At 61.6% G+C, this 26,828-nt stretch carries 24 protein-coding genes; 12 read left to right on the forward strand and 12 right to left on the reverse strand.

From position 1 onward, the window contains the following. Window positions 1–17: 17 nt before the first annotated feature. The 7 genes from FRZ40_RS30130 to glnT all read right to left on the reverse strand — a co-directional run bounded on the left by FRZ40_RS30130 (window position 18) and on the right by glnT (window position 8,426). Window positions 18–974, reverse strand: coding sequence for an alpha/beta hydrolase family protein (locus tag FRZ40_RS30130; RefSeq protein WP_147236541.1), 957 nt, complete (start codon window positions 972–974; stop codon window positions 18–20). A 387-nt stretch (window positions 975–1,361) separates the two neighbouring features. Next, entirely contained in the window at window positions 1,362–2,393 is a 1,032-nt protein-coding gene (locus tag FRZ40_RS30135) for an ABC transporter substrate-binding protein (RefSeq protein WP_147236542.1), read from the reverse strand. A gap of 112 nt (window positions 2,394–2,505) precedes the next feature. Next, the gene (locus FRZ40_RS30140) at window positions 2,506–3,837 is read right to left on the reverse strand and encodes an ammonium transporter (RefSeq protein ID WP_240057319.1); all 1,332 of its coding nucleotides are present in this window, start codon (window positions 3,835–3,837) and stop codon (window positions 2,506–2,508) included. 215 nt (window positions 3,838–4,052) lie between these two features. Further along, on the reverse strand, window positions 4,053–5,411 hold the full coding sequence (locus tag FRZ40_RS30145; RefSeq protein ID WP_147236544.1) for an FMN-binding glutamate synthase family protein: 1,359 nt from the start codon (window positions 5,409–5,411) through the stop codon (window positions 4,053–4,055). A 20-nt stretch (window positions 5,412–5,431) separates the two neighbouring features. After that, window positions 5,432–6,121 (reverse strand): GltB/FmdC/FwdC-like GXGXG domain-containing protein, encoded by a 690-nt coding sequence (locus FRZ40_RS30150; protein ID WP_147236545.1) that lies wholly within the window; start codon window positions 6,119–6,121, stop codon window positions 5,432–5,434. After that, window positions 6,109–7,017 carry a class II glutamine amidotransferase domain-containing protein gene (locus FRZ40_RS30155; RefSeq protein WP_147236546.1) on the reverse strand — a complete coding sequence of 303 codons (909 nt, stop codon included), beginning with the start codon at window positions 7,015–7,017 and terminating at the stop codon, window positions 6,109–6,111. Before FRZ40_RS30155 ends, FRZ40_RS30150 begins: the two co-directional genes overlap by 13 nt. 20 nt (window positions 7,018–7,037) lie before the next feature. Continuing rightward, window positions 7,038–8,426 (reverse strand): type III glutamate--ammonia ligase, encoded by a 1,389-nt coding sequence (gene glnT, locus FRZ40_RS30160; protein ID WP_193567029.1) that lies wholly within the window; start codon window positions 8,424–8,426, stop codon window positions 7,038–7,040. Window positions 8,427–8,671: 245 nt separating this feature from the next. Between glnT and FRZ40_RS30165 the strand changes: the two genes are divergently transcribed. Continuing rightward, the gene (locus FRZ40_RS30165; RefSeq protein ID WP_147236547.1) at window positions 8,672–9,274 is read left to right on the forward strand and encodes a helix-turn-helix domain-containing protein; all 603 of its coding nucleotides are present in this window, start codon (window positions 8,672–8,674) and stop codon (window positions 9,272–9,274) included. 213 nt (window positions 9,275–9,487) lie between these two features. On the opposite strand, the gene hutG is transcribed toward FRZ40_RS30165, so the two are convergent. After that, window positions 9,488–10,285, reverse strand: coding sequence for an N-formylglutamate deformylase (gene hutG, locus FRZ40_RS30170; protein ID WP_147236548.1), 798 nt, complete (start codon window positions 10,283–10,285; stop codon window positions 9,488–9,490). Between the two features lie 27 nt (window positions 10,286–10,312). Continuing rightward, entirely contained in the window at window positions 10,313–11,278 is a 966-nt protein-coding gene (locus FRZ40_RS30175; RefSeq protein WP_147236549.1) for a LysR family transcriptional regulator, read from the reverse strand. A 180-nt stretch (window positions 11,279–11,458) separates the two neighbouring features. Between FRZ40_RS30175 and FRZ40_RS30180 the strand changes: the two genes are divergently transcribed. The 5 genes from FRZ40_RS30180 to FRZ40_RS30200 are packed head-to-tail and all read left to right on the forward strand — an operon-like array spanning window position 11,459 to window position 16,697. Continuing rightward, window positions 11,459–12,646, forward strand: coding sequence for an NAD(P)/FAD-dependent oxidoreductase (locus tag FRZ40_RS30180; protein WP_147236550.1), 1,188 nt, complete (start codon window positions 11,459–11,461; stop codon window positions 12,644–12,646). A 21-nt stretch (window positions 12,647–12,667) separates the two neighbouring features. Then, window positions 12,668–13,444, forward strand: a complete 777-nt coding sequence (locus FRZ40_RS30185) for an electron transfer flavoprotein subunit beta/FixA family protein (RefSeq protein ID WP_167528717.1) — start codon at window positions 12,668–12,670, stop codon at window positions 13,442–13,444. After that, window positions 13,441–14,373 (forward strand): electron transfer flavoprotein subunit alpha/FixB family protein, encoded by a 933-nt coding sequence (locus FRZ40_RS30190; RefSeq protein WP_147236552.1) that lies wholly within the window; start codon window positions 13,441–13,443, stop codon window positions 14,371–14,373. Before FRZ40_RS30185 ends, FRZ40_RS30190 begins: the two co-directional genes overlap by 4 nt. Next, entirely contained in the window at window positions 14,370–15,017 is a 648-nt protein-coding gene (locus FRZ40_RS30195; RefSeq protein ID WP_147236553.1) for a HutD/Ves family protein, read from the forward strand. The genes FRZ40_RS30190 and FRZ40_RS30195 overlap by 4 nt, the downstream gene beginning before the upstream one ends. 6 nt (window positions 15,018–15,023) lie before the next feature. Then, a complete protein-coding gene (locus FRZ40_RS30200; RefSeq protein ID WP_147236554.1) occupies window positions 15,024–16,697 on the forward strand; it encodes an electron transfer flavoprotein-ubiquinone oxidoreductase in 1,674 nt (557 codons plus the stop codon). A 164-nt stretch (window positions 16,698–16,861) separates the two neighbouring features. Here FRZ40_RS30200 and FRZ40_RS30205 read toward each other — a convergent pair whose 3' ends face one another. Continuing rightward, window positions 16,862–17,152: a DUF1330 domain-containing protein gene (locus tag FRZ40_RS30205; RefSeq protein WP_147236555.1), complete on the reverse strand. Its 291-nt coding sequence runs from the start codon at window positions 17,150–17,152 to the stop codon at window positions 16,862–16,864. 244 nt (window positions 17,153–17,396) lie between these two features. Between FRZ40_RS30205 and FRZ40_RS30210 the strand changes: the two genes are divergently transcribed. From FRZ40_RS30210 to FRZ40_RS30235, 6 genes are all read left to right on the forward strand, one after another. Next, window positions 17,397–17,999 (forward strand): amino acid synthesis family protein, encoded by a 603-nt coding sequence (locus FRZ40_RS30210; RefSeq protein ID WP_147236556.1) that lies wholly within the window; start codon window positions 17,397–17,399, stop codon window positions 17,997–17,999. Continuing rightward, on the forward strand, window positions 17,968–18,786 hold the full coding sequence (locus tag FRZ40_RS30215) for an alpha/beta fold hydrolase (RefSeq protein WP_147236557.1): 819 nt from the start codon (window positions 17,968–17,970) through the stop codon (window positions 18,784–18,786). Before FRZ40_RS30210 ends, FRZ40_RS30215 begins: the two co-directional genes overlap by 32 nt. Window position 18,787: 1 nt before the next feature. Further along, window positions 18,788–19,711 (forward strand): flavin reductase, encoded by a 924-nt coding sequence (locus FRZ40_RS30220; protein WP_147236558.1) that lies wholly within the window; start codon window positions 18,788–18,790, stop codon window positions 19,709–19,711. Between the two features lie 10 nt (window positions 19,712–19,721). Beyond that, window positions 19,722–20,759 carry an LLM class flavin-dependent oxidoreductase gene (locus FRZ40_RS30225; RefSeq protein ID WP_147236559.1) on the forward strand — a complete coding sequence of 346 codons (1,038 nt, stop codon included), beginning with the start codon at window positions 19,722–19,724 and terminating at the stop codon, window positions 20,757–20,759. A 12-nt stretch (window positions 20,760–20,771) separates the two neighbouring features. After that, window positions 20,772–22,241: an aldehyde dehydrogenase gene (locus FRZ40_RS30230; protein ID WP_147236560.1), complete on the forward strand. Its 1,470-nt coding sequence runs from the start codon at window positions 20,772–20,774 to the stop codon at window positions 22,239–22,241. A 114-nt stretch (window positions 22,242–22,355) separates the two neighbouring features. Then, window positions 22,356–23,771 carry a purine-cytosine permease family protein gene (locus FRZ40_RS30235; RefSeq protein WP_240057320.1) on the forward strand — a complete coding sequence of 472 codons (1,416 nt, stop codon included), beginning with the start codon at window positions 22,356–22,358 and terminating at the stop codon, window positions 23,769–23,771. Window positions 23,772–23,843: 72 nt separating this feature from the next. On the opposite strand, the gene FRZ40_RS30240 is transcribed toward FRZ40_RS30235, so the two are convergent. Beyond that, window positions 23,844–25,418 carry a methyl-accepting chemotaxis protein gene (locus FRZ40_RS30240; protein WP_240057321.1) on the reverse strand — a complete coding sequence of 525 codons (1,575 nt, stop codon included), beginning with the start codon at window positions 25,416–25,418 and terminating at the stop codon, window positions 23,844–23,846. Between the two features lie 30 nt (window positions 25,419–25,448). Next, window positions 25,449–26,825, reverse strand: a complete 1,377-nt coding sequence (locus tag FRZ40_RS30245) for an MFS transporter (protein WP_147236561.1) — start codon at window positions 26,823–26,825, stop codon at window positions 25,449–25,451. Window positions 26,826–26,828 lie beyond the last annotated feature (3 nt).

Genomic DNA, 26,828 nt, shown 5'->3' on the forward strand with positions numbered 1-26,828 from the left:
CCGACGGTGTTCCAGATCTACCGGAGGCTCGTTTGAAAAAACTCAAGCGCCCTCTCGTCAAACTGCTTGTGAAAGGCTGTTCTATCAAAGCCGTTCGCGTCCACGCAAAGTGCCGGCGCATCGTTACCTACTGCTGACGGGCATGGTGCGAGAAAGGCAAAATGCGCCGCGTCAGAAACGAGATGATATTCAGGTTTGTGAGGAAGCGTGTTGGCCGGTGCGAGCGCGTTTCGTGGCAGCACGCCGTCGCCGCCGAACTCAGAGGCCCAGAGCTGAATCGGCGCTTTAACGTTCTTCAGGCTCTCCACAGTAGGAAACGCATTGAACGGGTCTGCAAGGACAAAGGCCTTGATCCTCCCGTCACGAGTTAGTGGACCCGCGGATACTTCTCCGCGTCGGATCTGTTGGCAAATCGGGGCTGTTGAGTCCAGGCACGGGACGTCCGCGTGCTGGAAATCTGGAGTTCCGCCTGCTAGCACAAGGCCCGTATAGCCGCCGCGCGAAAAACCAAAAAAACCTATTCGTCCCGGGTCGATTCGAGCTGCATCGGGCGCGGCTTTCAACATGTAGTCGATAAGCCGCTTTATGTCGGTCGGTCGCTCGACGAACTCAGACATCTCTTCCGCGCGACTCATATCGGAAAATGTATCGCCTGGATGATTGATTGCCGCTACCACGAAACCGTTGTCCGCAAGCGTTTCGGCGAGGTCATGGTGGCCGAGGAATGATCCGCCATCACCACGTGAGATAACGATCAGGGGAAGCCTTTCGCCAACAGTTGGACAATCGCGGTTTCCCTTCAGGACATATGACCCGACCGGTACCTCCTGGGCGGACTTTGCGCACGGTGTCCATGCCATCGCTTTTAACGTCGGGCCGGCTGCATCAGACGGCACCTGAACGAACTTTATTCCCGCTGCATGGGCGAGCGTTGTAGACAGGCACACGACAAGAGCCGATATGATCACTTTCATATGGGTTGGAGAGGCTAACTGTTTGGTTTCAATACCCCAATTTGCGGTGCAACGGCGAGGCGGGTTAAAGCCTCAACGCGAATATGCCGGGATTTTATATTGTCGCTGACGACAGGCGCTCCGCGATCAGGGATGGCGACAATGGTCGCGACTCCGTTTAGCTCCGGTTTTTCCTTAGAGAATGAAACGGACGTCTCCTCCCGCTGGCGTCGGTGAACGTTCGCAACCGCATCCTGGTACATTGATGCCGACTCGCGGCTTCTGCCGCGGCGTCGGGATGGGGAAGTCGTTTTATTCTCCAAGTGGGCTGGCATCGAAATTGTCTCCGCACTGTGGAGACAATTTCGGCTGCCCAGCGACGCCCGAGCGCGATGCTAATGGGCGCGCTTACTTGGACTGCCAGGCGTACCAGCGCTTGGCGATCGCGTCGCGATTGTCGGCCCAGTACTTCATGTCCAGATTGATCTGCGAGATCTTGTACTGGTCCGGCAACGTCTTCGCGACGGCCGGCGGCATCAGCGCGGCCGACTTCACGTTGATCGGCGCGTAGCCGGTGTTCTGCGCAAACTTCTCCTGCGCCTGTGCACTCGTTGCGGCAGCGATGAACTTCATCGCCTCGGCCTTGTGCTTCGCGCCCTTCGGGATCACGAGCATGTCCGCGGCCGTGAGGTTCTGGTTCCATGACACGCCGACCGGCACGCCCGTCTGTTCGAGCGCATGCAGACGCCCGTTCCAGAACATGCCGATAGGCGCTTCGCCCGAAGCCAGCAATTGCTGCGATTGCGCGCCGCCGCTCCACCAGACGATGTCGCCCTTGATTGTGTCGAGTTTCTTGAATGCGCGATCGAGGTCAAGCGGATAGAGTTTGTCGGCGGCCACGCCGTCGGCCAGCAGCGCAATTTCGAGCACGCCCGGCGCCGACCACTTGTAGAACGTGCGCTTGCCGGGGAATTTCTTCGTGTCGAACAGATCGGCCCACGTCTGCGGCTGCGCGCCCGTATACTTCGACTTGTTGTAGCCGAGCACGAACGAGTAATAGAAACTGCCCACCGCCGAGGCGGTCGAGAAACGCGGATCGAGTTCATCCTTCTTGACGACGGAGTAATCGATTGGCTCAATCAGTCCGGCCTTTTGCGCGGCGTAGGCGAAGTCGCCTTCGACGTCGACGACATCCCAGTTCACATTGCCACTGTCGACCATCGCCTTGAGCTTGCCGTAGTCGGTCGGACCGTCCATCAGCACGTTGATGCCCGTTGCCTGGGTGAAAGGCTGCGCCCAGTCCTTCTGCTGCGACGATTGTGTGGTGCCACCCCAGCTCGTGAAAACGATCGGGTCTGCGGCAAGCGCCGGGGTCGCCAAAAAGGCTGTCGCGCAAAGTGCGATCAGCGGCGAAAAACACGTGGTGCTTCTACTACTCATGTCGAACTCCGGAAGTCTGAGTGGTTTCCAAAAAACGGGTACGGCGCCCGGTCAGTGCCGCCTCTGCCGGGCGGTAACGAGGCACTGTTGGGGCGCGGGCAGATGCGCGCACCTATGAGTGATATGCGTTTTCGCCGTGCGAGCTGAGGTCAAGGCCATCTCGCTCGCGATCCTGTTCGACGCGCAGGCCGATCGTCATATCGACCAGCTTGAACGCGATCACTGACACCACGCCCGACCACACCAGCGATGTCCCCACGCCCCAGCACTGCGAGATGAGTTGATCGACTATGCTGTAGTCGCCGACCTTATTGGCGACATAGTCGTAGACGCCTGTGCCGCCCAGCCGCGGCGATGCGAACACGCCGGTCAGGAGCGCGCCGACGATGCCACCCAGACAATGCACGCCGAACACGTCAAGCGAATCGTCGACGCCGAGCAGGCGCTTAAGCCCATTGACGCCCCAGTAGCAGGCAATGCCCGCTGCAAAGCCCATCACGATCGAGCCCATCGGTCCGACGAAGCCGCATGCTGGCGTAATCACGACGAGTCCCGCTATCGCACCCGACACGGCGCCCAGCATCGACGGCTTGCCCTTGAGGGTCCATTCGACGAAGGTCCACGCCACGGTGGCCGCGCAGGTTGCCAGCAGAGTCGTAACGAAGGCGAGCGCGGCCGCGCCGTTCGCTTCGAGATTCGAACCCACGTTGAAGCCGAACCAGCCGACCCACAGCAGTGATCCACCCACCATCGTCAGCGTGAGGTTGTGCGGTGCCATTGCTTCGCGTCCATAGCCCGCGCGCTTGCCGATCATGATCGCGCCAACCAGCGCCGCAATCCCCGCATTGATATGTACGACCGTGCCGCCCGCAAAGTCGATCGCGCCCTTCTGGAACAGGAAACCTGCCGTGGCAGTGGCCTTTTCACCCGCTGCTGCGCTGGTGTACGCATCGGGGCCCGGCCAGTACCAGACCATGTGCGCGATGGGCAGATAGGAGAACGTGAACCACAGCACCATGAACAGCAATACCGCGGAAAACTTCGCGCGCTCCGCGATACCGCCGATAATCAGCGCCGGCGTGATCGCCGCGAAAGTCAGCTGGAAAGCGACATAGATGAATTCGGGAATTACCACACCCTTGCTGAACGTCGCTGCCGTCGTGTCCGGCGTGACACCCGCGAGAAACGTCTTGCTCAATCCCCCGAAGAACGCATTGCCTTCCGTGAACGCGACGCTATATCCATAGAGCGCCCACAGTACGCCGAGCAGACAGAACACGACGAGCGTCTGCATCAGCACCGACAGCATGTTCTTCGCGCGCACCATGCCACCGTAGAACAACCCAAGTCCCGGCGCGGCCATCATCACGACGAGTAGTGTCGCAACGATCATCCACGCAGTGTCGCCTTTGTTCGGCACCGGGTCGGCGGCAAATGCTGGCATCGCTAGCGCCAGCATCATGATTAACGCAACAGATCTGATCAGTCTTTTCATGGCGCGAACCTTTGAAAATTGCCGCCGCTTCCCGGCAGCGATAGCGGGGAAGCGTCGACAGTAGGTGTGGATGTAGAGAACTGCGGAAAGCGAAGAAACTACGAACTTGCGGATTGCGTCAGGCGAGCGGGCGTGACCGCCCGCTTTCCCTCAGTGCTTCTGAATCAGTACTGCTGCCCCGGAATCCACGACGTGCCTGCGAGCGGAATACGCGCCATCGCCGCCGCCTCGACGGTCAGCGCGACAAGATCTTCCGGCTCGAGGTGATGTACGTTCTGCTTGCCGCAGGCACGTGCAATCGTCGTCAGCTCCATGTTCAGCGTCTTCAGGTAGTTGCGCACGCGGCGCGAGCCTTCTTCCGGCTGCAGACGTTGCTCCAGCACGGCATCCTGCGTCGTCACGCCGACGGGGCACTTGCCCGTATGGCAGTGATGGCAAAAGCCCGGCGACGTATTGAGCGCCGCGTAATCGGCCATAGCGGAATGCAGCGCGCCGTCCTTGAAGTACGTGTCACTGTTGCAGCCGAGCGCCATCAGCACGCCCTGCCCGATCGCCACGGCATCCGCGCCGAGCGCGAGCGCCTTCGCCACATCGGCACCCGTGCGAATACCGCCCGAGACGATCAGTTGCACCTGTCCTTTCATGTTCAGGTCTTCGAGCGCATCGACGGCCTGGCGCACGGCGGCGAGCGTCGGAATGCCGACGTTCTCAATGAAGCACGTTTGTGTCGCCGCCGTGCCACCCTGCATCCCGTCGATCACGACGACATCGGCGCCCGCATGCACGGCGAGCTTCACATCGTTGAAGGTGCGGGTCGCGCCGACCTTCACGTAGATCGGCTTTTCCCAGTCGGTGATTTCGCGCAGTTCCTGAATCTTGATCGCGAGATCGTCCGGGCCGGTCCAGTCGGGATGACGGCTGGCCGAACGTTGATCGACGCCAGCAGGCAGCGTGCGCATCGAGGCCACACGCGGATTGACCTTCTGACCGAGCAGCATGCCGCCGCCGCCCGGCTTCGCGCCCTGGCCGATCACGACTTCGATCGCATCGGCGCGACGCACGTCGTCGGGATTGAAGCCGTAGCGCGACGGCAGGCACTGATACACCAGCGTCTTCGACGAACGGCGCTCTTCCTGCGTCATGCCGCCGTCGCCTGTCGTCGTCGAGGTGCCGGCCGCCGTGGCCGCGCGGCCAAGCGCTTCCTTCACGTTTGCCGACAGTGCGCCGAAGCTCATGCCCGCAATCGTGATCGGAATGTCGAGCACAACGGGCTTCTTCGCGAAGCGCGTGCCGAGCAGCGTCTGCGTCGAACACTTCTCGCGATACCCTTCGAGCGGATAGCGCGACAACGATGCGCCCAGAAATAACAGGTCGTCGAAGTGCGGCACGCGGCGTTTCGCTCCAAGACCGCGAATTTCATAGAGACCGCGCTGAGCGGCCGTGTGGATATAGTCGATCGTCTTGCGGTCGTAGCCTTGCGACTCTTCCTGTTGCAAGCGGGCGAAATGGATAGGCTTTTCCATGGGGACGTTCTCGATGAGGTTCAATATTCCTGGTCCGCGTCGGCGTTCCAGTGATAGAGCGTTCGTGCCGATGCAATGCGTTTGAACGCACGCGGGTCGTGTTGCAGCCCCGCAGCATCGAGAAGCGACGCCACAGCCGTGTAGTCCGCATCCGTCATCGCTTCGAACTGCGCGTCGGCGCCGAGCGACTTCACGTTGCCCTTCACGTACAACACCGCTTCGTAGAGCGAGTCGCCGAGCGCATCGCCAGCGTCGCCGCAAATCACCATGCGGCCGGCCTGTGCCATGAAGGCGGAGAAACTCCCCACCGAACCGCCGACCACGATATCGCCGCCTTTCAGGGAAATGCCGCAACGCAGGCCCGCATCGCCGTCGATCACGAGCAGTCCGCCATGCGCGGACGCACCGGCGCCGTTCGACGCGAAGCCCTTCACATGCACCTTGCCGCTCATCATGTTTTCGGCGACGCCCGTACCTGCGCTGCCATCGACGACAATCGTCGCGTGCTTGTTCATCCCGCCCGCGTAGTAGCCCGCGTGGCCGTCGACGGTGATTTTCACTTCGGCGTCCACACCGACGGCAATGTTGTGCGCGCCGTTCGGCGACGTCACCGTAATCTGCTGGCCTTTGAGCACGGCCGCATCGCCATGCAGATACTGGTTCAATTCCCTGACCGATCCGCTCTCAAGGTCAAACGTCAAGCTTTCCATACATACATCTCCTCGGGTGCCGGTTCGAATACCTTCGCGTTCTTGATATCGGGCAGATGCGCGAGCGAGCGAAACTCCGACGCGATTGCCACGTAATCGTCGTTCTCAGCGACGACGGCAGGCTTGCAGGCAAACGGATCGCGAATCAATGCCAGTTCCGTCGTCGTCCCCATCAGGAACGTGTAGAAGCCGTCAAGTTCTTCGAAGCCTTTTTGCAGCGCGTCCGGCAACGTATCGCCTTCACGCAGGCGCCATTCGAGAAAACGGCAAGCCGCCTCCGTATCGTTGTCGGTGTCAAAGTGAATGCCCTGCGGCTCCAGCTTGCGGCGTACGCCATACGGATTCGACAATGAGCCGTTGTGCACCAGGCAGAAGTCCTCACCCGCCGTGAAGGGGTGCGCGCGATCCGGCGTCACGGCCGACTCGGTCGCCATTCGCGTATGACCGACCAGATGCGATCCCTTCAGGTTGGCGAAGTCATAGCGGTCCGCTACCTGCGCGGGCGTACCAATGTCCTTGTAAAGATCGATCGAGCGGCCTGTCGACAGCAGATACAGCTTCGGATAATGCTCGCGCAACCAGCTCTTCACGTTGTCCGCATTGCCTTGCAGCGTGAGCACCGCGTGATTCCCTTTCGCCTCGATGCGCGCCGTCACGTCCATCGCGGCGTTCAACGCGTCGAGCAGCGGCGTCCACGCAAAGCGATCGCCCTCTTCCGTGAAGCCCGCATACAGACTCAGCTTGCGCTGGCTGGCGTCGACTGCCTTGCCGAACACTGCAAGGCCCGCCGAATCAGGACCACGCTCGGTCATGCCAATCAGCATCGGCACCATCAGTTCGCCTAGCCGTTCGCGCAGTGCCGGTGTCTTCACCAGCAGACCTACGATTCCACACATACTCTTCCTCCTTGAAATCCTTAGAAAAATTCGAGGTAGCTTTTCAGTTCCCAGTCCGAGACATGACGCATGTATTCGAGCCACTCCATGCGCTTCAATTTGAGGAACTCGTCGGCGACGGGGCCGAGCGCATCGCAGATCAACCGATCCGATTCGAGCGCGTCGAGTGCCTGTTCGAGGTTCTGCGGCAACACGCCGATCTGGCGCTCCTGTAATTGCTGCGGCGACCACGTGTAGAGGTTGTCGTTGGCAGGCTGGCCCGGCGACAGTTCGCGCTCGACGCCATCCAGCCCGGCCGCGATCACCGCGGCAGTCGCGAGGTACGGATTGCACGAGCCATCGGGCAGGCGCAGTTCGATGCGCTCGCCGGGCATGCGCACCATCGTCGAGCGGTTGTTATCGCCGTAGCTCACATATGCGGGCGCCCACGTCGCGCCCGTCAGCGAGCGTCCTACTACGAGGCGCTTGTACGAATTGACGGTCGGGTTGCACAACGCCGTCAGCGCGGGCGCGTGGGCAAGCAGGCCCGCCGTGAACTGATAGCCAAGCTTTGACAGCCCCATGCCGAGCGGATCGTTTTTGTCCGCGAACAGGTTTCGCTCACCGTCGCCGATCGACATGTGCATGTGCATGCCGTTGCCTGGCCGGTTTGCAAACGGCTTTGCCATGAACGAACAGATCATGCCGAGTTCGTTGGCGATTTCGGAGGCGGCCATCTTGAAGAAGACGTAGTGATCGCATGAAGTCAGGCAATCGGTGTACGTGTAGTTGATTTCGAACTGGCCGTTCGCGTCCTCGTGATCGATCTGATACACGTCGATGCCGACATCGCGCATCGATTCGGTGAGCTTTTCCAGGAAAACGCGCGTGCGCGACAGGCCCTTGTAGTCGTAGCAGGGCTTGGCGAGTGTATCGCTCGGGTCACAGGGTTCCAGCACGCCCGATGCCGAGCGGCGCAACAGCGAGAATTCAGGTTCGAGGCCCGTGTAGAGCGTCCAGCCGTGCGCCGTCATCCGCGCGACCTGTTTTTTCAGCGTCACGCGCGAATCATAGGTCCACGGCTTGCCGTCCACGTGGCCGTCGCAGACAATGCGCGCGAGGCCCGTCTGCCACGGCATCGTCGTAAGGGTCGACAGGTCGCCGACCGCCATGAAGTCAGGCCCATTCGGCTCAATCCCCACGCCCCAGATCGCGAACCCGGCAAAACCCGCCCCCGCCTTCAAGATGCTCTTCAGATGCGCGACGGGCACCGACTTCGCTTTCGCCACGCCATGAATATCCACGAATTGCGCCAGCACGTATTTCACGCCCTGCTGAGAAAGCCAGGCCTGCGCGTCCTCTGCCGTCTCGAAGCGGGGCACGCTTCCTAGCTCATTGACGGGCAGTTTGCTCGCGTCGTTCAGGTTCATCGCCACTCCTTGCAACAACATGCTTCGATGGTTTCAAAATGCCACGCGTGCGACGCATGACCCTGCTGCGCGAGCATCCCTGGACGCCAATGGCGTACTTCAGGTATGTCCGCAGTGTGCGAGTAAATTTATTGTTATGTAACAATAATTCCCCACAGGAAACTTCATAAGCGCGACTTCGCCGTCCTTCTGTTCATGGCGAAATCTTGCGATCTGCTAACCTTGCCTTTTATTCGAGGCCAACCATGCAAAACGGGGACGACAGCAAATCACCGCTCGAACGCTATCTCGGCACAACGATCCGCGAGCTGCGTCAGTCACACGGACTGACCATTGCGCAGGTCTCGGAGCAGGCCGGCATCAGCCGCGGGATGCTCTCGAAGATCGAGAACGCGCAGACCGCAGCCGGACTCGACGTGCTCCACCGCATCGCGCAGGCGCTCGGTGTGTCGATGTCCACGCTCTTTCGTAACTTCGACGTTCCCCAAGGCGGTGCCCAACTCGTCAAGAAAGGCGCCGGCATGGAGGTCGTCCGCAAAGGCACCAAACGTGGGCACACCTATCACCTGCTTGCCTACGACCAGGGACCGCGCAAACTCTTCGAGCCGTTCCTGATCACGATGGAAGATGAGGCAGAGCGTTTCCCCGTCTTCGAACACCCGGGCACCGAGTTCATCCACATGCTCAAGGGCGTGATCGAGTACCGTCACGGCCAGCAAACCTACATCCTGCATCCCGGCGACACGCTCACCTTTCGGGCCGACATCCCGCATGGCCCCGAGCGGTTGATCAAGACGCCGATCCAGTTCCTGTCGATCTTCGTCTATTCGCAGCCCGCCACCGAGTGAACCGCACTTGCGTCTTTCTCTATGCAACGTCTGTGCCACGTTTAACTATGAGAATCAAAAATTCCTGCTAATAAACACTGGCGGCGCTCTTCGGCGTTTCAGCACATTTCCAGCCTCAACGGTTACTGCCTGACTGCGGTGCGGCCGGATCAGGATACGGTGCGCGCCTGCACTGAAACGGAAAAGCGGGTTACGACGGTGTATCAGCGTTTCTTATAACGTGATCAGAGCGGCGAGCGCGTTGTCGAACATGCGGCGCAGCACCGGCTGCACGCTCGCGGCGCGCTCCAGTTCATAGGCGAACGGAAAGCGCTCGTTCATATAGGTCGACTGACACATCTCCAGTTGGATCGCATGAACGCCCTCACCCGGTGAACCGAAATGACGGGTGATATAGCCCCCCTTGAAGCGTCCGTTTGCGATCCACGTGTAAGGGCCGCTCGATGCGGCGGACTCGACGGCTGCCTGCAACGCGGGCGCGGCAGTGCGGCCATCCTGCGTGCCGAGATTGAGGTCCGGCAGCTTGCCGTCGAAAAGACGCGGCAATACGCTGGCAATCGAGTGTGCTTCCCACAGCAGCACATGCGCGTGACGCTCGCGCAGGCGCGCAAGTTCGGCACGCAGTGCGTCGTGATACGGTTGCCAGTACCGCGCGACGCGGCGCTGTTTCTCGCTGGCGTCCGGCTCGCAGCCCGCGCGATAGACGAGGTCACCCCGAAACGTTTCAGTCGGACACAGCCCCGTCGTCGTTTGTCCCGGATAGAGGCTCTCATCGTTCGGTGGACGGTTCAGGTCGATCACATAGCGCGACACTTTCGCGCCGAGCAGCGTCGCGCCGAGCTGCGACGACACGAAGTCGTACAGACGATCGAGATGCCAGTCTGTGTCGACGAACGTGAGCGCTTCATCGGTGTACAGATGCCGCAGATCGGATGGGATCGCATGACCCAGATGAGGAATTGAAACCAGCAGCGGTGCATCACCGCGCTGAAATGTGAAGAGTTCGTCCATCAATTCTCCCCTGAACTATGACTACGGTTAGCCTATAGCGTCATCGGGCCACTGCGGCACCGCTCGCGCCAAGGCGGGTTCGATAGAACGGTCAATGACCGTACGGGTCAACGCCACGATCTCTTTGGCGAAGTCTTCCCATTCGCCCTCCCGGTGCAGCAGGAAGAAATCGCGCCGGCTCAGCCTTCCCGACGGCAGCGGCAATACGGCGATCTCATCAAGATAGTGGCGGGCCTGCCATAGACAAAGCGGCGTGGAAATCGCGAAGCCGAGACGCGCGGCCACGAGACTCAGCAAGGGATCGGTAGCATCGAATTCAAAGCGGCGCGGGCTGTTGATTCCCAGATGTCGTGCAAAGCGTTCGACCTGCTGTCCGATGACCGAGCGCGCGGTATAGCGTATGAGCGGCAGTTCCTTGACCAGGGTTCGCCAGTCCACGGACGCCCGCCCCGACAGATGGCTGCGCGCCACCACGGCCACGAACGCCTCCGAGAACATCGGCACTTCTACGATCCGCGGGTCAGTCAGCGTCGTCTGGGTACATACAGCAACGTCCAGCTCGCGGTCGTGTAACTGCTTCGAAAGGCCGGGGGTCAATCCTGACCATAGTGAGATCTGCCGCTTCGAACTTGACACGGCCCGTATCAGCTCGGGCCCGACCGTCGCCGCAAAGGAGTCCACACACCCTAGCCGTACCGGCAACCGGCCAGCGCTGGATGTGTCACCCATCTGTGCGCTAACCATCTGGGCGTGTTCGAGCAGCGGTCCTGCCAGTTCGAGCAACATACGTCCCGCCACGTTCGCACGCGGCGGACGGCTGTCACGGTCGAATAGCGTCATGCCCTGATCGCGTTCGAGCGTCGAGACGGCCTGGCTGATCGCACTCTGGCTTACGCCGAGTTGCTTAGCCGCGGCGGTCATCGATCCTGTTTCACACACAGAGACGAAAGCCTGTAGTGCGCGCAGATCCAGTGGGATTTGGGTACGTCTCATTGCGACTCCTTCGCGTCCGCGGCCATGTCGGCACCCAACGACGCGGCATCATGGCCAATCAAAATCCGCCGACCGTCACGATGAGCGAATTGAGGAATACGTTATAAGTTTGCCTAATACAAAATTTTGACGCGATTGATCTTTCTAGAATCGGCTCCATCGTCTTTCCAGAGGGTCCACATGAGCCACTATGACTTTGTCGTAATAGGCGCCGGAGTGATCGGCACGTCGGTCGCACACCATCTCGCCGCCCTTGGCGCGAAAAGCGTCCTTGTTCTCGAGCGCGGTACGATTGGCGCGGGTACGACGTCGCAATCGTCGGGCTTGCTACGAACGCACTATTCGGTGCGCCAGAACGTCGAACTGGCGCGCTCGTCATGGTGGGCGTTCAACAACTTCGCGGAGTACGTCGGCGATGAAGAAGCATCGTGCGGACTTGTGAAATGCGGCTACATGATCTGCGCGCCCGAAGGCGACAAGCTCGATCCGCTGCGCGCATCGCTCGATGCACAGCGCGACATGGGTATCGAAGTGCAGTTGCTTGGCCGCGATGAAGCGCGCGAACGTCTGCCCATCGCCAGCTTCGACGCCGCCGCCCTGATCGGCTACGAGCCCGAAGCCGGTTTCGCCGATGCGTATCTGGTCGCCACCAGTTTTGCGAAATCGGCGCGCCGCCGTGGCGTGAAGATCATCGAGGGCGCGACAGTGACGGGCGTCATTCGCGAAGGCCGACGCGTGGTCGGGGTTGAAACGACGGCGGGAAACTTCAGTTGCGGCACGCTGATCAGCACGCAGAACATCTGGACGCCCGAACTGGCCGGCTGGATTGGCGTGTCGCTGCCCGTCAAACCGGAGCGTCACACCGTTCTCGCGCTCGAATGCGATCAGGGCGCGTACACGTTCAAGATGCCCGCGTTCAAGGATCTCGGCTCGCCCGGCATGCTGTATTTCCGCAGCTACGGCGGCAGTCAGATGCTCGTCTCCGAAGGCGTGGTCGGCGAGACGCTGAATGCGCCGGAGACGGAACAGGGCGACATCTCGCTCGATTACGTCGCGGAAGTCGGTGCGCAGGTCGCCGAGCGTTTTCCTGCTTATGAAACGGCGGGACTCGCATCGTCGTGGACAGGTGTGTATGACGTTACGCCGGACTGGAATCCCGTGCTCGGGAACGTCGGCGATGTCGAAGGGTTGGTGGTCGGCTTTGGCTTCTCAGGGCACGGTTTCAAGCTGTCGCCCGGTATCGGCAAGCTGCTTGCCCAGCATGCGCTCGGCCAGCCGACGGATGTATCGCTCGCGCCTTACGCGCTCGACCGCTTCTCGACGGGCGCGTTGCTCGTCGGCAAGTACGGTTCGGGCGCCGTGTCCTGATTCATGGAGATTGTCATGTCCATCAAGATCCTCGTTCCCGTCAAACGCGTCGTCGATCCCAATGTCCGCGTGCGTGTCAGCGCCAGCGGCACGATCGAGACCGCCGGTCTGAAGATGTCGCTCAATCCGTTCGATGAATGCGCGGTCGAAAAGGCGCTGCAACTGAAAGAAGCTGGCCATGCTTCGCACGTCACCGTCATTACGTGCGGACAGGCGACGAGCCAGGACGTGCTACGCACTGCCCTTGCCATGGGCGCCGACGACGCCGTGCTGCTCGACACCGGCGCAGCGACATCGACACTCGATTCACTCGCGGTCGCGCGCCTCTTGCAGTCGTACCTGTCGACGCAAGATCCTTACGGTCTCGTGCTGTGTGGCAAGCAGGCCATCGACGGCGATACGGGCGGGGTGGCCGCAATGCTCGCGGGTCTGCTCGACTTGCCGCAGGCGCTCGATGCATGCGCCATCGAAGCCGATGGCACGGGCTGGCGTGTGGCATGCGGCGACGATACAGGAACGGTAACGTGGCGCCTCGAGGGTGCGGCTGTCGTCAGCGCAGACCTCCGTCTCGCGGAGCCGCGACGCGTGACCTTGCCTAGCATCGTCAAGGCCAAACAGAAGCCACTCGCGACAATCGACGCGGCGACCTTCAACATCGACCTTGCGCCGCGCGCGCAAATCGTCGAATTGAACGATCCCCCTGCACGTGAGGCAGGTATCAAGGTCAAGGACACGGCCACGCTGATTGAGGCGCTTGCGTCCCATCGTGTGTTCGAACAGGCAGGAGCCGTCGTATGAAAACACTCGTTCTGGTTGAAATCGACAACGGCATGGTCAGCGACGCAACCTTGCGGGCGATCGGCGCGGCGACCCGATATGGCACGCCCGTCGATCTGCTCGCGCTCGACGCGACGGCCGCACAGGCCGCCGCGCAAGTCGCAGGCATCGAGCGGGTCTTGCTGGCCGCCTACGACGTCGCCCCGACGGCCGAAACGCTGGCTTGCCTGCTCCGTGCCGTCTCTGGCGACTATGCGCTGATCGCTGCGGCGCATCGTGCGCTGGCACGAGGTGCGTTTCCGCGCGCGGCTGCGCTGACGGGCTGCGCGTTTTTCCCCGATGTGACGGGCGTGCACGGCAACGGCCGCTTCATGCGCAGGCTCTATGCGGGGAGCGTAGTGGCGAGCGTCGTGAGCGACAGCACGCTGACTTTCGTCACGTTCCGCGCGTCCTCGTTTGCACCCGTCATGCGTGAAGGAGGCCAGGTGCCCATCGTGGCGCTGGACGCGCCGCGCGCTTTCGGCAAAACAACGCTCGTCGAGCGTCACTCGGTACAGCAGGCGGGACACGATCTGTCCACCGCACGCCTTGTCGTCTCCGGTGGGCGTGGCCTGGGTTCGAATGAGAGCATGGCGCGACTCGGCGCATTCGCCGATGGCATCGGTGCCGCGCTGGGCGCTTCCCGCGCCGCCGTGGATGCGGGCTATGCACCGAATGCCGCGCAGGTCGGACAGACGGGCAAGACAGTCGCACCGGACGTGTATCTGGCCTTCGGCATTTCCGGCGCGATACAGCATCTGGCCGGGATGAAGGACTCGAAAATTATCGTCGCCGTCAACAAGGACCCGGACGCGCCGATTTTTTCGGTAGCGGATGTCGGGCTCGTGGGTGACCTGTTCGAGACACTTCACGAACTCGAAGCCCACGTCGATGCCAGGAGCCCATCATGATGGACTCGGCAGTGTGCGGCCGTCCGGGTGTGCAAAGACGCATGATGACCGGCGTGACGACGCAGTCGCATCGATCGATTCATTTCTTCGACTGCGCGAAGCTCGCGCCGGAAATGTGGGCGAATGGCGGCGGCATGACGCGCACCATCGCAAAGCGATGCGCCGACGATCACACGGTGGACTGGCGTGTGAGTGTCGCGACGCTAAACGGCTCAGCAAAATTTTCGCTCTTTCCTGGCCTGGACCGGACGTTGCTGCCGCTCGACGAAGGCGCGGTCGATCTGCACTCTCCGGACGGCGCGTCAATCGCCCGTCCTGGTCAGCCAGTGCGGTTTTCCGGCGATCTGCAGATTTGGGCAAGCGTCTCTGCACAGCCGGTCAACGTTTTGAACGTGATGACACGCCGCGGCGCCTGGCAGGCAGGTGTAAGTGTCTCGACACACTCGCTTCGCGTCACGCCGGCGTCGACGCATCTCGTGTTGTGCGTCGCTGGGGAATGGCGGGTCGGCAGTTCGCTGCTCAACAACGTGTCACTGCTTCCGTTGACGGGAATCTGGTTCGACGGCAGACGCGAAGAGGTTGACCTGCATGCCGTTGGGCCACACGCCCGGCTGGTTTCGATTGCCATTGATCCTGTGGAATAGTAACTGATGACGGAAGCAATATTGCTCGAACAGTTCGGCCCGCGCGAGTCGATGGAATATGACGTGGTGATCGTCGGCGGCGGCCCGGCGGGCCTGTCGGCGGCCATTCGCCTGAAGCAGCGCGCCGCCGAAAAAGGCGTCGAAATCGGCGTCTGCGTGCTCGAAAAAGGCTCGGAAATCGGGGCGCATATCCTCTCGGGCGCAGTGATGGACCCGCGCGCCATCAACGAACTGATCCCGGACTGGAAGGAAAAAGGCGCGCCGCTGGATGTCGAAGTGACGGAAGACCGCTTCCTGTTTCTGAATGAAACGGGCGCGAGGTCCGTGCCGAACTGGGCGCTCCCCGACAACTTCAAGAATCACGGTAACTACGTGATCAGCCTTGCCAACGTCACGCGATGGCTGGGTCAGCAGGCCGAAGCGCTGGGCGTCGAGATTTTCCCCGGTTTTCCTGCCGCGGAAGTGCTCTACAACGATGACGGCTCGGTCAAGGGCGTCGCGACGGGCAACCTCGGCATCGGCAAGGACGGCGAGCCGACGGAGAATTTCCAGCTCGGCATGGAACTGCACGCCAAATACACGCTGTTTTGCGAAGGCGCGCGCGGGCATCTGGGCCGCCAGCTTTCGGACAAGTTCAGGCTGCGCGACGGCGCCGATCCGCAGGTGTACGGCATCGGCATCAAGGAGCTGTGGGAAATCGATCCGGCGAAGCACAAACCAGGTCTCGTGATTCACACCGCAGGCTGGCCGCTCGATACGCAGACTTACGGCGGCTCGTTTCTGTATCACATCGACAACAACCAGGTGATGGTGGGCTTCGTGGTCGGCCTCGGCTATTCGAATCCGTACCTGTCGCCGTTCGAAGAATTCCAGCGCTACAAGACGCACCCGGAAATCCGCAAGTTTCTTGAAGGCGGTAAACGTGTGTCGTATGGCGCGCGGGCGATCACGGCAGGCGGACTGCTGTCGCTGCCGAAGCTCGCATTCCCGGGCGGCGCACTGGTCGGCGACGATGCGGGCTTCCTGAATGCGTCGCGGATCAAGGGCTCGCATGCGGCGATCAAGACGGGTATGCTCGCCGCCGATGCCGCATTCGACGCCGTTCGAGCAGGTCGTCACAACGACGAACTCGTGGCGTATCCCGAGTCGTTCAAGACGTCGTGGCTGCACACCGAGCTGTATCGCGCGCGCAACTTCAAGCAGTGGATGAGCAAGGGCCTGTATCTCGGCACGCTGATGGTCGGCATCGAACAGAAGCTGATGGGCGGCAATGTGCCGTGGACGCTGCATCACCAGCATTGGGATCACGAGATGCTGAAGCCGGCGTCGCAGTGCAAGCCGATCGAGTATCCGAAGCCAGACGGCAAGCTGACGTTCGATCGTCTATCGTCGGTGTTCATCTCGAACACGAATCACGAAGAGAACCAGCCCGCGCATTTGACGCTCAAGGACGCGAGCGTGCCCGTGAAAGTCAACCTGCAGACCTACGGGGGGCCGGAGGCGCGTTTCTGTCCGGCAGGTGTCTATGAATTCGTGAAAACGGCCGATAACGAAGCCCGCCTGCAGATCAACGCGCAGAACTGCGTTCACTGCAAGACGTGCGACATCAAGGACCCGACGCAGAACATCGTGTGGGTCACGCCCGAAGGTGGCGGCGGTCCGAACTATTCAAACATGTGAGCCGCCGCCGGCAGCGCTGACGCGGTCCCCTCGCCCCTTTCAACCCACGCTTGCGGTGCGCATAGCAACTTCACCAAGACGTGTAGCCGCGCGGAAGAATAGCCTCTTCGATGCCCGCCGAGGCTTACCACTCCGTCATCTTTTCAGGGGCAGCAGAAGCGGAACTACGCGGCGAGCCCTTCGACGATCGCCACTTGCGCGATGCAGTGGCCGTCCCGCTTCAGTTTTGCCGCCTGATATTCCTGTGAATGGTAACAATCCAGTGCGGTTTGCAGATCCTTGAACTGAATCACGACATGACGCTCGAACGACGTTCCTTCGAGCGATCTTGACTCTCCTCCGCGCGCCAGGAAAACGGCGCCGAACTTCTTGAACGCCAGCGGCGCGATGTCGGTGTAATCCTTGTACTTCACCGGATCAAGCACGGTGACATGGGCGATCCAATACGCAGTCATCTTTGCTCCTTTTCACTCTCGTTAATCCACTGTCCCGAAGCCTGCATGAGCGCGCCCATCGGCGACACCCTGACTCCCACACCGCCGCGCCGGATGTCTCGAACGACGCCTTCGGCGCACACGACGTCCCGCCGGCCTCTTTTATTTTCAAGGCATCAATCCCCTTCCAGGGTTAACACTCATGGTACGCCGTACTATGGCATACCACAATTCTCCCATCATTAACTGAACGTGGGAAGTTGCAATGAGCCTGATTCGCAAATCCATCCTCCATGTCGAGAACGTATTCGTCGACGGCGGGAAAGAGGCGGCAAAGCCGTTGAAGTTGATCGGCGCAGTGGCTGTCATCAAGAACCCCTGGGCAGGCCGCGGCTTTGTCGAAGATCTGTCACCGGAAATTCGCGCGATCGCGCCGCAACTCAGCGAGCACCTGACGAAGCTCATCATCGATGAGGCAGGTTCGGGCGAAGCCGTCGAGGCGTTCGGCAAGAGCGCAATCGTCGGTCTCGACGGCGAACTGGAACACGCTTCAGCGCTGATCCACACGCTGCACTTCGGCAACACGTATCGCAAGGCTGTCGGTGCCAAGTCGTATCTGGCCTTCAACAACACACGTGGCCCGGCCAATGCGCCGCTGCTGATCCCGATGATGGACAAGAACGATGAGGGCCGCCGCTCGCACTACCTGACGCTGCAGTTCGCCATTCCCGATGCGCCGGCCGCAGACGAGATCGTGATCGCAATCGGCGGCGCGACGGGCGGCCGTCCGCACCACCGCATCGGCGATCGTTATAAAGACCTTGCAGAGCTCGGAAATGACGTCAACAACCCTGCAGCTGTCAAATAATCGCGTCGCGCACTATCTCGAACAGGGGGCCGGCGAGCCGCTGGTCCTGATTCACGGCGTGGGCATGCAGGCACAAGCCTGGTATCCGCAGATCGACGAACTGTCGTCGGGCTTCCGGGTGATTTCGGTCGATATGCCCGGTCACGGCGACAGCACCGCGTTGAACGAAGACGCAGGCTTGCAGCAGTTCGTGGCATGGGCCATCGAGTTCATCGAAGCGCTGGGCGTCGGCCCCGTCAATCTCGCGGGCCATTCGATGGGCTCGCTGATCGCCGCAGGCGTGGCCGTCACGCGCCCCGAACTGACCAAGCGCGTGGCGGTTCTGAATGGCGTCTATCGCCGCACAGCAGACGCGCGCGACGCTGTGCTGCAACGGGCGGCCGAACTGCGCTCGGGCGCCATCGACATCGAAACGCCACTCAAGCGCTGGTTCAACGCGGAGGAAGCACAACAAGTCGCCGCGCAGAAGGTCGAGTCCTGGCTGAAATCCGTCGATATCGCGGGTTACGCGACCGCGTACACGGCCTTCGCGAAGGGAGACGAAGTGTATGCCGACGGCTGGCACAACATTGCCTGCCCTGCTCTCGTGCTGACGGGTTCGGACGATCCGAACTCCACACCGGAGATGGCAAGGCAGATGGCGGCCGCAGCCCAGAACGGATTTGCCGTCGTGATCGAAAACGAGCGGCACATGGTGAACCTGACCGCTCCTGCGGAAGTCAATCGTGCGCTGCGCGCCTGGTTGCAGACCGAACGGGTGGCCGAAACAATCAAGTCGGAGGCGTGACATGAGCCAGCAACCCGCCCAGATCAACACGCGCGAACTGCGCGACGCATTCGGCGCCTTCATGACGGGCGTCACGATCGTCACCACGACACGCGACGATGGCCAGCCGCTTGGCTTTACGGCGAACTCGTTCTCGTCCGTGTCGCTGGACCCTGCCTTGCTGCTGGTCAGCATCGCGAAGACGTCGGGCAACTATCAGACGTTCTCCACGACGGGGCACTTCGCCATCAACATCCTCGCGGAAGGCCAGAAGGATCTGTCCAATACGTTCGCGCGGCCCAGCGAGGATCGCTTCGCCAACGTGGACTGGCAAATAAGCGCGAACAGGAACCCGCTCCTCGGCGACGTCAGTGCCTGGTTTGACTGCACGACGCACGCCGTAATCGACGCGGGAGATCACGCGCTCATCATCGGCAAGGTCGAAGCATTCCACTCGGCGGGTTACGCCGGCCTCGGATACTACCGCGGTGGCTATTTCACGCCCGCCAAGGTCTCCGCCGAGGTCATCGCGGGTCCGAAGGTCATCGTCAGTGCGATCATCGCGCGCGACGACAAGGTGCTGCTGACGCGCACCGCGGACAACAAGTGGAGCCTGCCGTCGAAGCAGATCGGCACGGAAGGCGCCGACAAGGCGCTCGCCGATCTCTTCGCGAAGTACCAGCCAGATGCATCGGCAAGTTTCATCTACTCGATCTACAACAACACCGAAACGTCCTATCAGTACATTTCGTTTCTCTGCAGCGCGCCCGACGAGGCCGCCATCTTGGGCGAATTCGTGAACCTCGACGACATCGAGCCGGCCCAGTTCCAGGACAGTGCGCTCGCCAGCATGCTCGAGCGCTACCGCAAGGAAAGCCAGTTGAAGAGCTACGGCATGTACTACGGCGACCACAGCAGCGGCACGGTCCGCCCGCTTCTCTCCTGAAAGGTATCCAATGCGCTTTTCCCTTTTCGCTCACATGGAGCGCGTCTCCGACAAGACGAGCCAGAAGCAGCTTTACGAAGAGATGGTCGAGCTGTGCCAGATCGCGGACCGTGGCGGCATGCACGCCGTCTGGACGGGCGAGCATCACGCGATGGACTTCACGATCGCGCCGAATCCGTTCCTCAATCTCGTGGATCTGGCCAACAAGACGAAGCACGCCCGGCTCGGCACGGGCACGGTGATCGCACCGTTCTGGCACCCGATCAAACTCGCGGGCGAAGCCGCGATGACCGACATCATCACGAATGGCCGGCTCGAACTGGGCATCGCGCGCGGTGCCTATTCGTTCGAGTACGAGCGCCTGATGCCGGGCCTCGACGCGTGGGGCGCGGGTCAGAGAATGCGCGAACTCATTCCCGCCGTGAAGAAGCTGTGGGAAGGCGATTACGCGCACGAAGGCGAGTTCTGGAAATTCCCGTCGACGACCTCGTCGCCGATGCCGCTGCAACAGCCGCATCCGCCCATCTGGGTCGCTGCGCGCGATCCGAACAGCCACGAGTTCGCTGTCGCCAACGGCTGCAACGTGCAGGTCACGCCGCTGCATCTCGGCGATGAGGAAGTCGAGAAGCTGGTCGGCCACTTCAACGCCGCGTGCGAGAAGTTCAGCGACGTGCCGCGTCCGCAGATCATGCTGCTGCGTCATACCTATGTCGCGAGCAGCGAAGACGACGCGCAAGTCGCCGCCGACGAAGTGAACGTGTTCTACAACTACTTCGGCGCATGGTTCAAGAACGAGCGGCCCGTGAGCCGTGGCCTGATCAAGACGCTGAGCCAGGAAGAGATCAAGGCTCACCCGTTCTACACGCCGGAAGCGATGCGCAAGAACAACGTCATCGGCACGCCGGAAGAAGTGATCGCGCGCCTGAAAGCCTACGAGGCACTCGGGTTCGACGAATACTCGTTCTGGATCGACACCGGCATGAGCTTCGAGCGCAAGAAGGCGTCGCTCGAACGGATGATCAACGACGTGATGCCTGCCTTTAAGTGAGGTTCTGAATCCATGAGTTTCGATTTCCAGCTGTATATCGACGGCCAGTTCGAGCCGGGCGCCGCCACCTTCGGCAGCGTGGACCCGTCCACGGGCCAGGTCTGGGCGCAGATGCCCGAAGCCCGCACGGGCGAAGTGAACCGCGCCGTGGCAGCAGCCAGCCGCGCGCTCGGCGAAGCCGCGTGGTCAGGGCTGACCGCGTCGGCGCGAGGGAAGCTGTTGTACAAACTCGCGGATCTTCTCGAGAAGGCCGCGCCGCGGCTCGCTGAAATCGAAACGCGCGATACGGGCAAGATCATCCGCGAGACGTCGAGCCAGATCGCGTATGTCGCCGAGTACTACCGCTATTACGCCGGTATCGCCGACAAGATCGAAGGCAGCCACGTCCCCGTCGACAAGCCCGACATGCAGGTCTGGCTCGACCGGCAACCCGTCGGCGTGGTGGCCGCCATCGTTCCATGGAATAGCCAGTTGTTTCTCTCCGCCGTGAAGCTCGGCCCGGCGCTCGCCGCCGGTTGCACGGTCGTGCTCAAGGCGTCGGAGGAAGCGCCCGGACCGCTGCTCGAATTCGCCCGGCTCGTGCACGAAGCCGGTTTCCCGGCGGGCGTCGTGAACGTGATCACGGGCTTCGGCCCGGAATGCGGCGCGGTGCTGAGCGGCCATCCCGACGTGGACAAGGTCGCCTTCACGGGCGGCCCCGACACGGCGCGGCATATCGTCAGGAACACCGCGAATAATCTCGCGAAGGTGTCGCTGGAACTGGGCGGCAAATCGCCCTTCATCGTTTTCGCCGACACCGACATCCAGAGTGCCGTCAACGCGCAGGTCGCGGCCATCTTCGCCGCGAGCGGCCAGAGTTGCGTCGCGGGTTCGCGGCTGCTGATCGAGGCGTCCGTGAAGGACCAGTTCCTTGCGTTGCTGGTGGAACGTGTCTCGCGCATTCGCGTCGGCGCACCGGGCGAGATGGAAACGGAATACGGTCCGCTGTGCACGGAGCGGCAACGTCGACTCATTCAGTCGGTTGTCGAAAGCTCCGTGCGTCAGGGCGCGAAAGTGCTCGCTGGCGGGAAGGCGATCGAGCGCGCCGGCTACTACTACGCGCCGACGATTCTGGACTGCACAGGTGTCGCGAACGCAGACAGCATCACAACCGAACTCTTCGGGCCAGTGCTGTCGGTCGATACCTTTACGACCGAGCAGGAAGCGATCGACAAGGCGAACAGCACGGCTTACGGTCTCGCCGCCGGCATTTTCACCACCAATCTCACGCGCGCCCACCGCGTGTCGAAGCGCGTTCAATCGGGCATCGTCTGGATCAATACGTATCGGGCGGTGTCGCCGCTCGTGCCGTTCGGCGGCTTCGGCTTGTCGGGGCATGGCCGCGAAGGCGGATTCGCCGCGGCGCTCGAATACACGACAACGAAGTCCGTGTGGCTTCGCACGTCGGACGAACCGATCAGCGATCCGTTCGTCATGCGCTAGACGCGCGCGTGTTCACTGCAGTATCGACTCACGGCCGTAAAGGCTGTGCTTCGTCGCGCCCATAGCGTTCAGAGCACGGCCGACGCGGCGCAGCCTGGCAATAAAGATGGAGACATGATGACAAACCCGTCGAACGACAACAGCGTTCTGACTATCGAAAGCAACTCGATCGAGTATGTTCCCCCAGAGAACCGCCACGGCAAGCCAGCCGATCTCTTCACCCTGTGGTTCTGCACGAACGTCGCGCCACTCGCGGTCATTTCCGGCGCCACCTCCGTGCTGGTCTTTCACCTGGATCTGATCAGCGCCATTCTCGCCATCGTGGCGGGGCAATTCTTCGGCGCCATTTTCCACGCCCTCACTTCCGCGCAGGGTCCGCTCGTTGGCGTGCCGCAGATGATCCAGAGCCGCGCGCAATTCGGCCGCTACGGATCGCTGCTCGTGGTGGGTTTCACCACACTGATCTACCTCGGCTTCTTCGTTTCGAACATCATTCTCGCGGGCAAGACACTCAACGCCGCTATCCCTGTCGTTCCAATTCATATCGCGACGGTGCTGGGCGCGATTCTGGCGACCCTGGTCGGCGTGATCGGCTATCACTTCATCCATCGTTTCAACAAGATTGGTGCGTGGTTCATGGGCAGCGCGCTCCTGATCGGTCTGATCCTGATGGCGCCCGGTCTCGACGCTCGCGTTCTCCAGCAAGGCCACTTCGATCTTTCCGGCTGGTTTGCGATGTTCGGACTCTGCGCGGTGTGGCAAATCAGTTTCGCACCGTACACGTCCGACTATTCGCGCTACCTGCCGACCACCACCGGATTCGCCAGGACGTTTGCATTCACGTATTTCGGCACGTCGCTGGGAACGATCTTCGCGTTCGTGTTCGGCGTCGTGGCCGTGAGTACAGGCCACGCCACCGACGCGATGCAGGCGATCCGCACGCAAACGGGCATGTTCGGCTACGTGCTGATCTTCCTGTTTCTCGTCAACATCATTGGCCATAACGGCATGAATCTGTACGGCGCAGTGCTGTCGTTCATCACGGCTGCACAGACGTTCCGTCCGCACTGGGTGCCTGGCCGCAATGTTCGCGTCGCGGTGTCGACGGTCGTACTGGTGGCTTCCACAGCGACCGCGCTGTGGGCGTCGAGCAACTTCATTGCCATCTTCCTCAATGCGATCTTCGCGATGCGCATCGTGCTCGCGCCTTGGATCGCGATCAACCTCGTCGACTTCTATCTCGTCAGCAAGCGGCACTATCACGTAGCGGAAATCGTCAGCAGCAACGGCGGCATGTACGGTTCGTTCAACGTCAAGGCGATCGCGCTTTACGTCTTCGGCATCGCGGTTCAGGTGCCGTTCATGGAAGAGAGCTTCTTTCATGGCCCGCTCGCTTCGATCCTCGGCGGTGCAGACGTGTCGTGGATGGTCGGTCTCGTCGCAACGGCGCTCGCGTACTATCTGCTCTCGTCGAACGACAGCTCGCGCGCGCCTCGCCGCTCTCCGGCTGGCGCCACGGCTTCCGAATAAGCGCGTTTGTCGTGTCGTAAACGCAAGCCGGCTCGTTGTTTCAACGAGCCGGCTTTGCTTTGAGGCTGCGGATTATGTGCGCTGCTCTACTGGCTCCGCGACGACAAACACCGAGACCGCGTGCTTCAGATCCTTCGCGTGGTCTTCGAGCGACTGCGCCGCCGCGGCAGCCTGCTCGACAAGCGCCGCATTCTGCTGCGTAACCTTGTCCATCAGATTCACAGCCTGATTCACCTGCTCGATGCCGCGGCTCTGTTCGTCCGATGCCGCCGCGATCTCGCTCACGATGTCGGCCACCTGTCTGATCGCGAACTTCACTTCAGTCATCGTAGTGCCCGCGTCCTGAGCCTGCCTGGCCCCGCTCTGGATCGTCTCCACCGACGTGCCGATCAGTTGCTTGATCTCGCGCGCGGCGGTTGCGGAGCGTTGCGCAAGCGCGCGCACCTCATTCGCCACGACGGCGAACCCACGCCCCTGATCGCCTGCCCGCGCGGCTTCGACGGCCGCGTTCAAGGCCAGGATGTTCGTCTGAAAAGCGATGCCTTCGATCACAGCGGTGATTTCGGAAATCTCGTCCGAGCTGCCGCTGATGCGGCCTATCACCTCGACCATGCCACGCACCGCTTCGTTGCCCGTGTCGGCGATGCCGGATGCACGCGTCGCCAGCGTGCTCGCCTGACGTGCGTTGTCCGCATTCTGGCGCACGGTTTCCGTCAGTTGCGTCATGCTTGCCGCCGTCTCCTCCAGCGAACTCGCCTGCTCTTCGGTGCGCGACGACAGATCGAGATTGCCCGCGGCGATCTCGCTTGACGCGGAAGCGATGCGATCGGCGCTCGAACGAACGCCACCTACGATGCTCGCGAGACTTTCGTTCATCGTTTTCATCGCCAGCATCAGTTGCCCCGTTTCGTCCGCCGATGTCGCATCGATGCGATTCGTCAGATCGCCGTCGGCGACGCTGCTTGCCACCTGCACGGCCTCTCTCAATGGCCGCGAAATGGAACGCGACAGCCACCGCCCCGCGAGAATCGACGCAAGCACGGCAATCAGCGACGCGCTGAGCACACTGACGTAGATCGACGTGCGCAACGTATCGAGCTGTGCACGATTCGCCAGCATGCGCTGCTGTTCGTAGTTCTCCAGCTTGCCGACCGCCGCAATCAGCTTTTCAGTCCCCAGATATGAGCCGAAGCTCTCGGTCAACGCAGAGAGATCGGCCACGCCCGCCGAGAAGGCGTCCACCTTCCTGCGCATGTCCACCAGCGGGTCGACGACGGTTTTCAGCCACGCGTCGTATTCCTGTTGGCCCTCCCGGGCTAATGAGGCGCCTTCGGGCGTCGCATCCATCTGGCTGATCTTCATCAGCTTGCTATCGAAGTCAGCACGGTGATCGATGATCCACTTCCCGTGCGACGCTTTCCCGTTCAGATTGTTCGCCAGCACCGCCCAGATGATGTTCAGATAGTCGCCCGTGCCGTCCTTCAACAGCAGCAACATCTGCTCCGATGCCTCGATCTCTTTCTGCTTCTGGTCGATCGCCCGGACGCTGTAGAGACAGATGCATGTGCTGACGATAAAAGCAAAAATCGCGCTTGAAAACGCGACTGAAATCTTGCTCCCGATAGGCAGGTCTTTTATGGTTTTCATGGTGAAACATGCAAGTTATGGTTGTGTGAATCAGTCGCGGGAAGAGGCCGCGCGCTGGCGCGGCACCAATAGCACGGCAATGGCGGCCAGCAGCCCCACGGCGGCAAAGACGTAGAAGTTCCATGCAAGCGCCACGCCCCCTTGCGCCAAAGCGCCGCCGATCAACGGCCCCGCGATCGCGCCGAAGCGCCCTATACCGAGCGCCCAGCCGATTCCCGTCGTCCGGTTGCGGGCCGGGTAGTACCGCGTGATATAGGCGCCGAGCAGCATCGTGTTGCCGATCGCGCCCACTCCCGCGAGCCCGACCAGCACATAGGTCAGCACGACGTCATGCGTGAGGGGCAACGCGCACAGGCTGGCCGCGGCGAGCAGATAAAGCGCGCTGACCACGCGCTTCGAACCGACATGATCGGCCAACGCGCCGCCGAACAGCGAACCCACGGCGGCGGCGAGATTGAGCGTCATGAGCAGCGCGAGACTCGATCCGAGCGGATAGCCCGCTCTGCGCATCAATTGGGGCAGCCACGTGCTCAGGCCGTACAGCAGAAGCAGGCCCATGAACATCGCCAGCCAGAATGCCAGCGTGGCAAAGATGAAGTGACGATCGAACAGTGAACGGACGGGCGCGTGGGCTTCTTCATGAGTGACACGCTGTTGTTCCTCGCGCTGGCTATCGAGCACCGTGTGACGGATTCGCAGCGCACTCGCCAGCGACCGTGCCTCGGCAAAGCGCTTCCTCGCGATCAGGAAATCGAGCGACTCCGGCACGGACCGAGCCACTGCGAACACGAGAAGCAAAGGCAGCGCGCCTAGGCCGAACAGCCATCGCCAGCCGTGCGACGGCAGCCATGCGATCGCCAGCAGCGCGACGAGAATGCCGCCCAGGGAATAGCCCGTGTAGATCAACGCATAGTTGAACGAGCGGCGATGCGGCGGAGAATATTCGACCGTGAGCGCTGCGGCAGTCGGAACGACCCCGCCTAGACCCAGGCCGCCAATCACGCGCGCGATGACGAAAGCCGTGGGCGTAGGCGCGAGTGCCGCCGCACCCATCATCGCCGAGAACAACGCCACGCTGCCCAGGAGTACGCGGCGGCGTCCGATCAGGTCGCTCACGGTCCCGGCGAACATCGCACCGATCATCATGCCTGCCAGCGAGCAGCTCGCGATCGCGCCCAACTGGAAGGGCGAGAGTGACCAGTTCGCGCCGTGCGCGAGCATCGGCAGCACCGCGCCGTAGATCGCGACGTCGTAGCCTTCGGCGAGGATCATCGCGAGACAGATCGCGACAACGCGTATCGTCACCGGCAACGGTATGGTGACCGAGCCGGCTTCGATTTCATTCGACGCTGCGCCGTGCAAACGGTTCGCGCCTGTTTCATCGTTAGTGGAAGACCACGTACTCATGTT

Origin of the sequence: Paraburkholderia azotifigens (genome assembly GCF_007995085.1) — a bacterium.
Taxonomy (GTDB): Bacteria; Pseudomonadota; Gammaproteobacteria; order Burkholderiales; family Burkholderiaceae; genus Paraburkholderia; species Paraburkholderia azotifigens.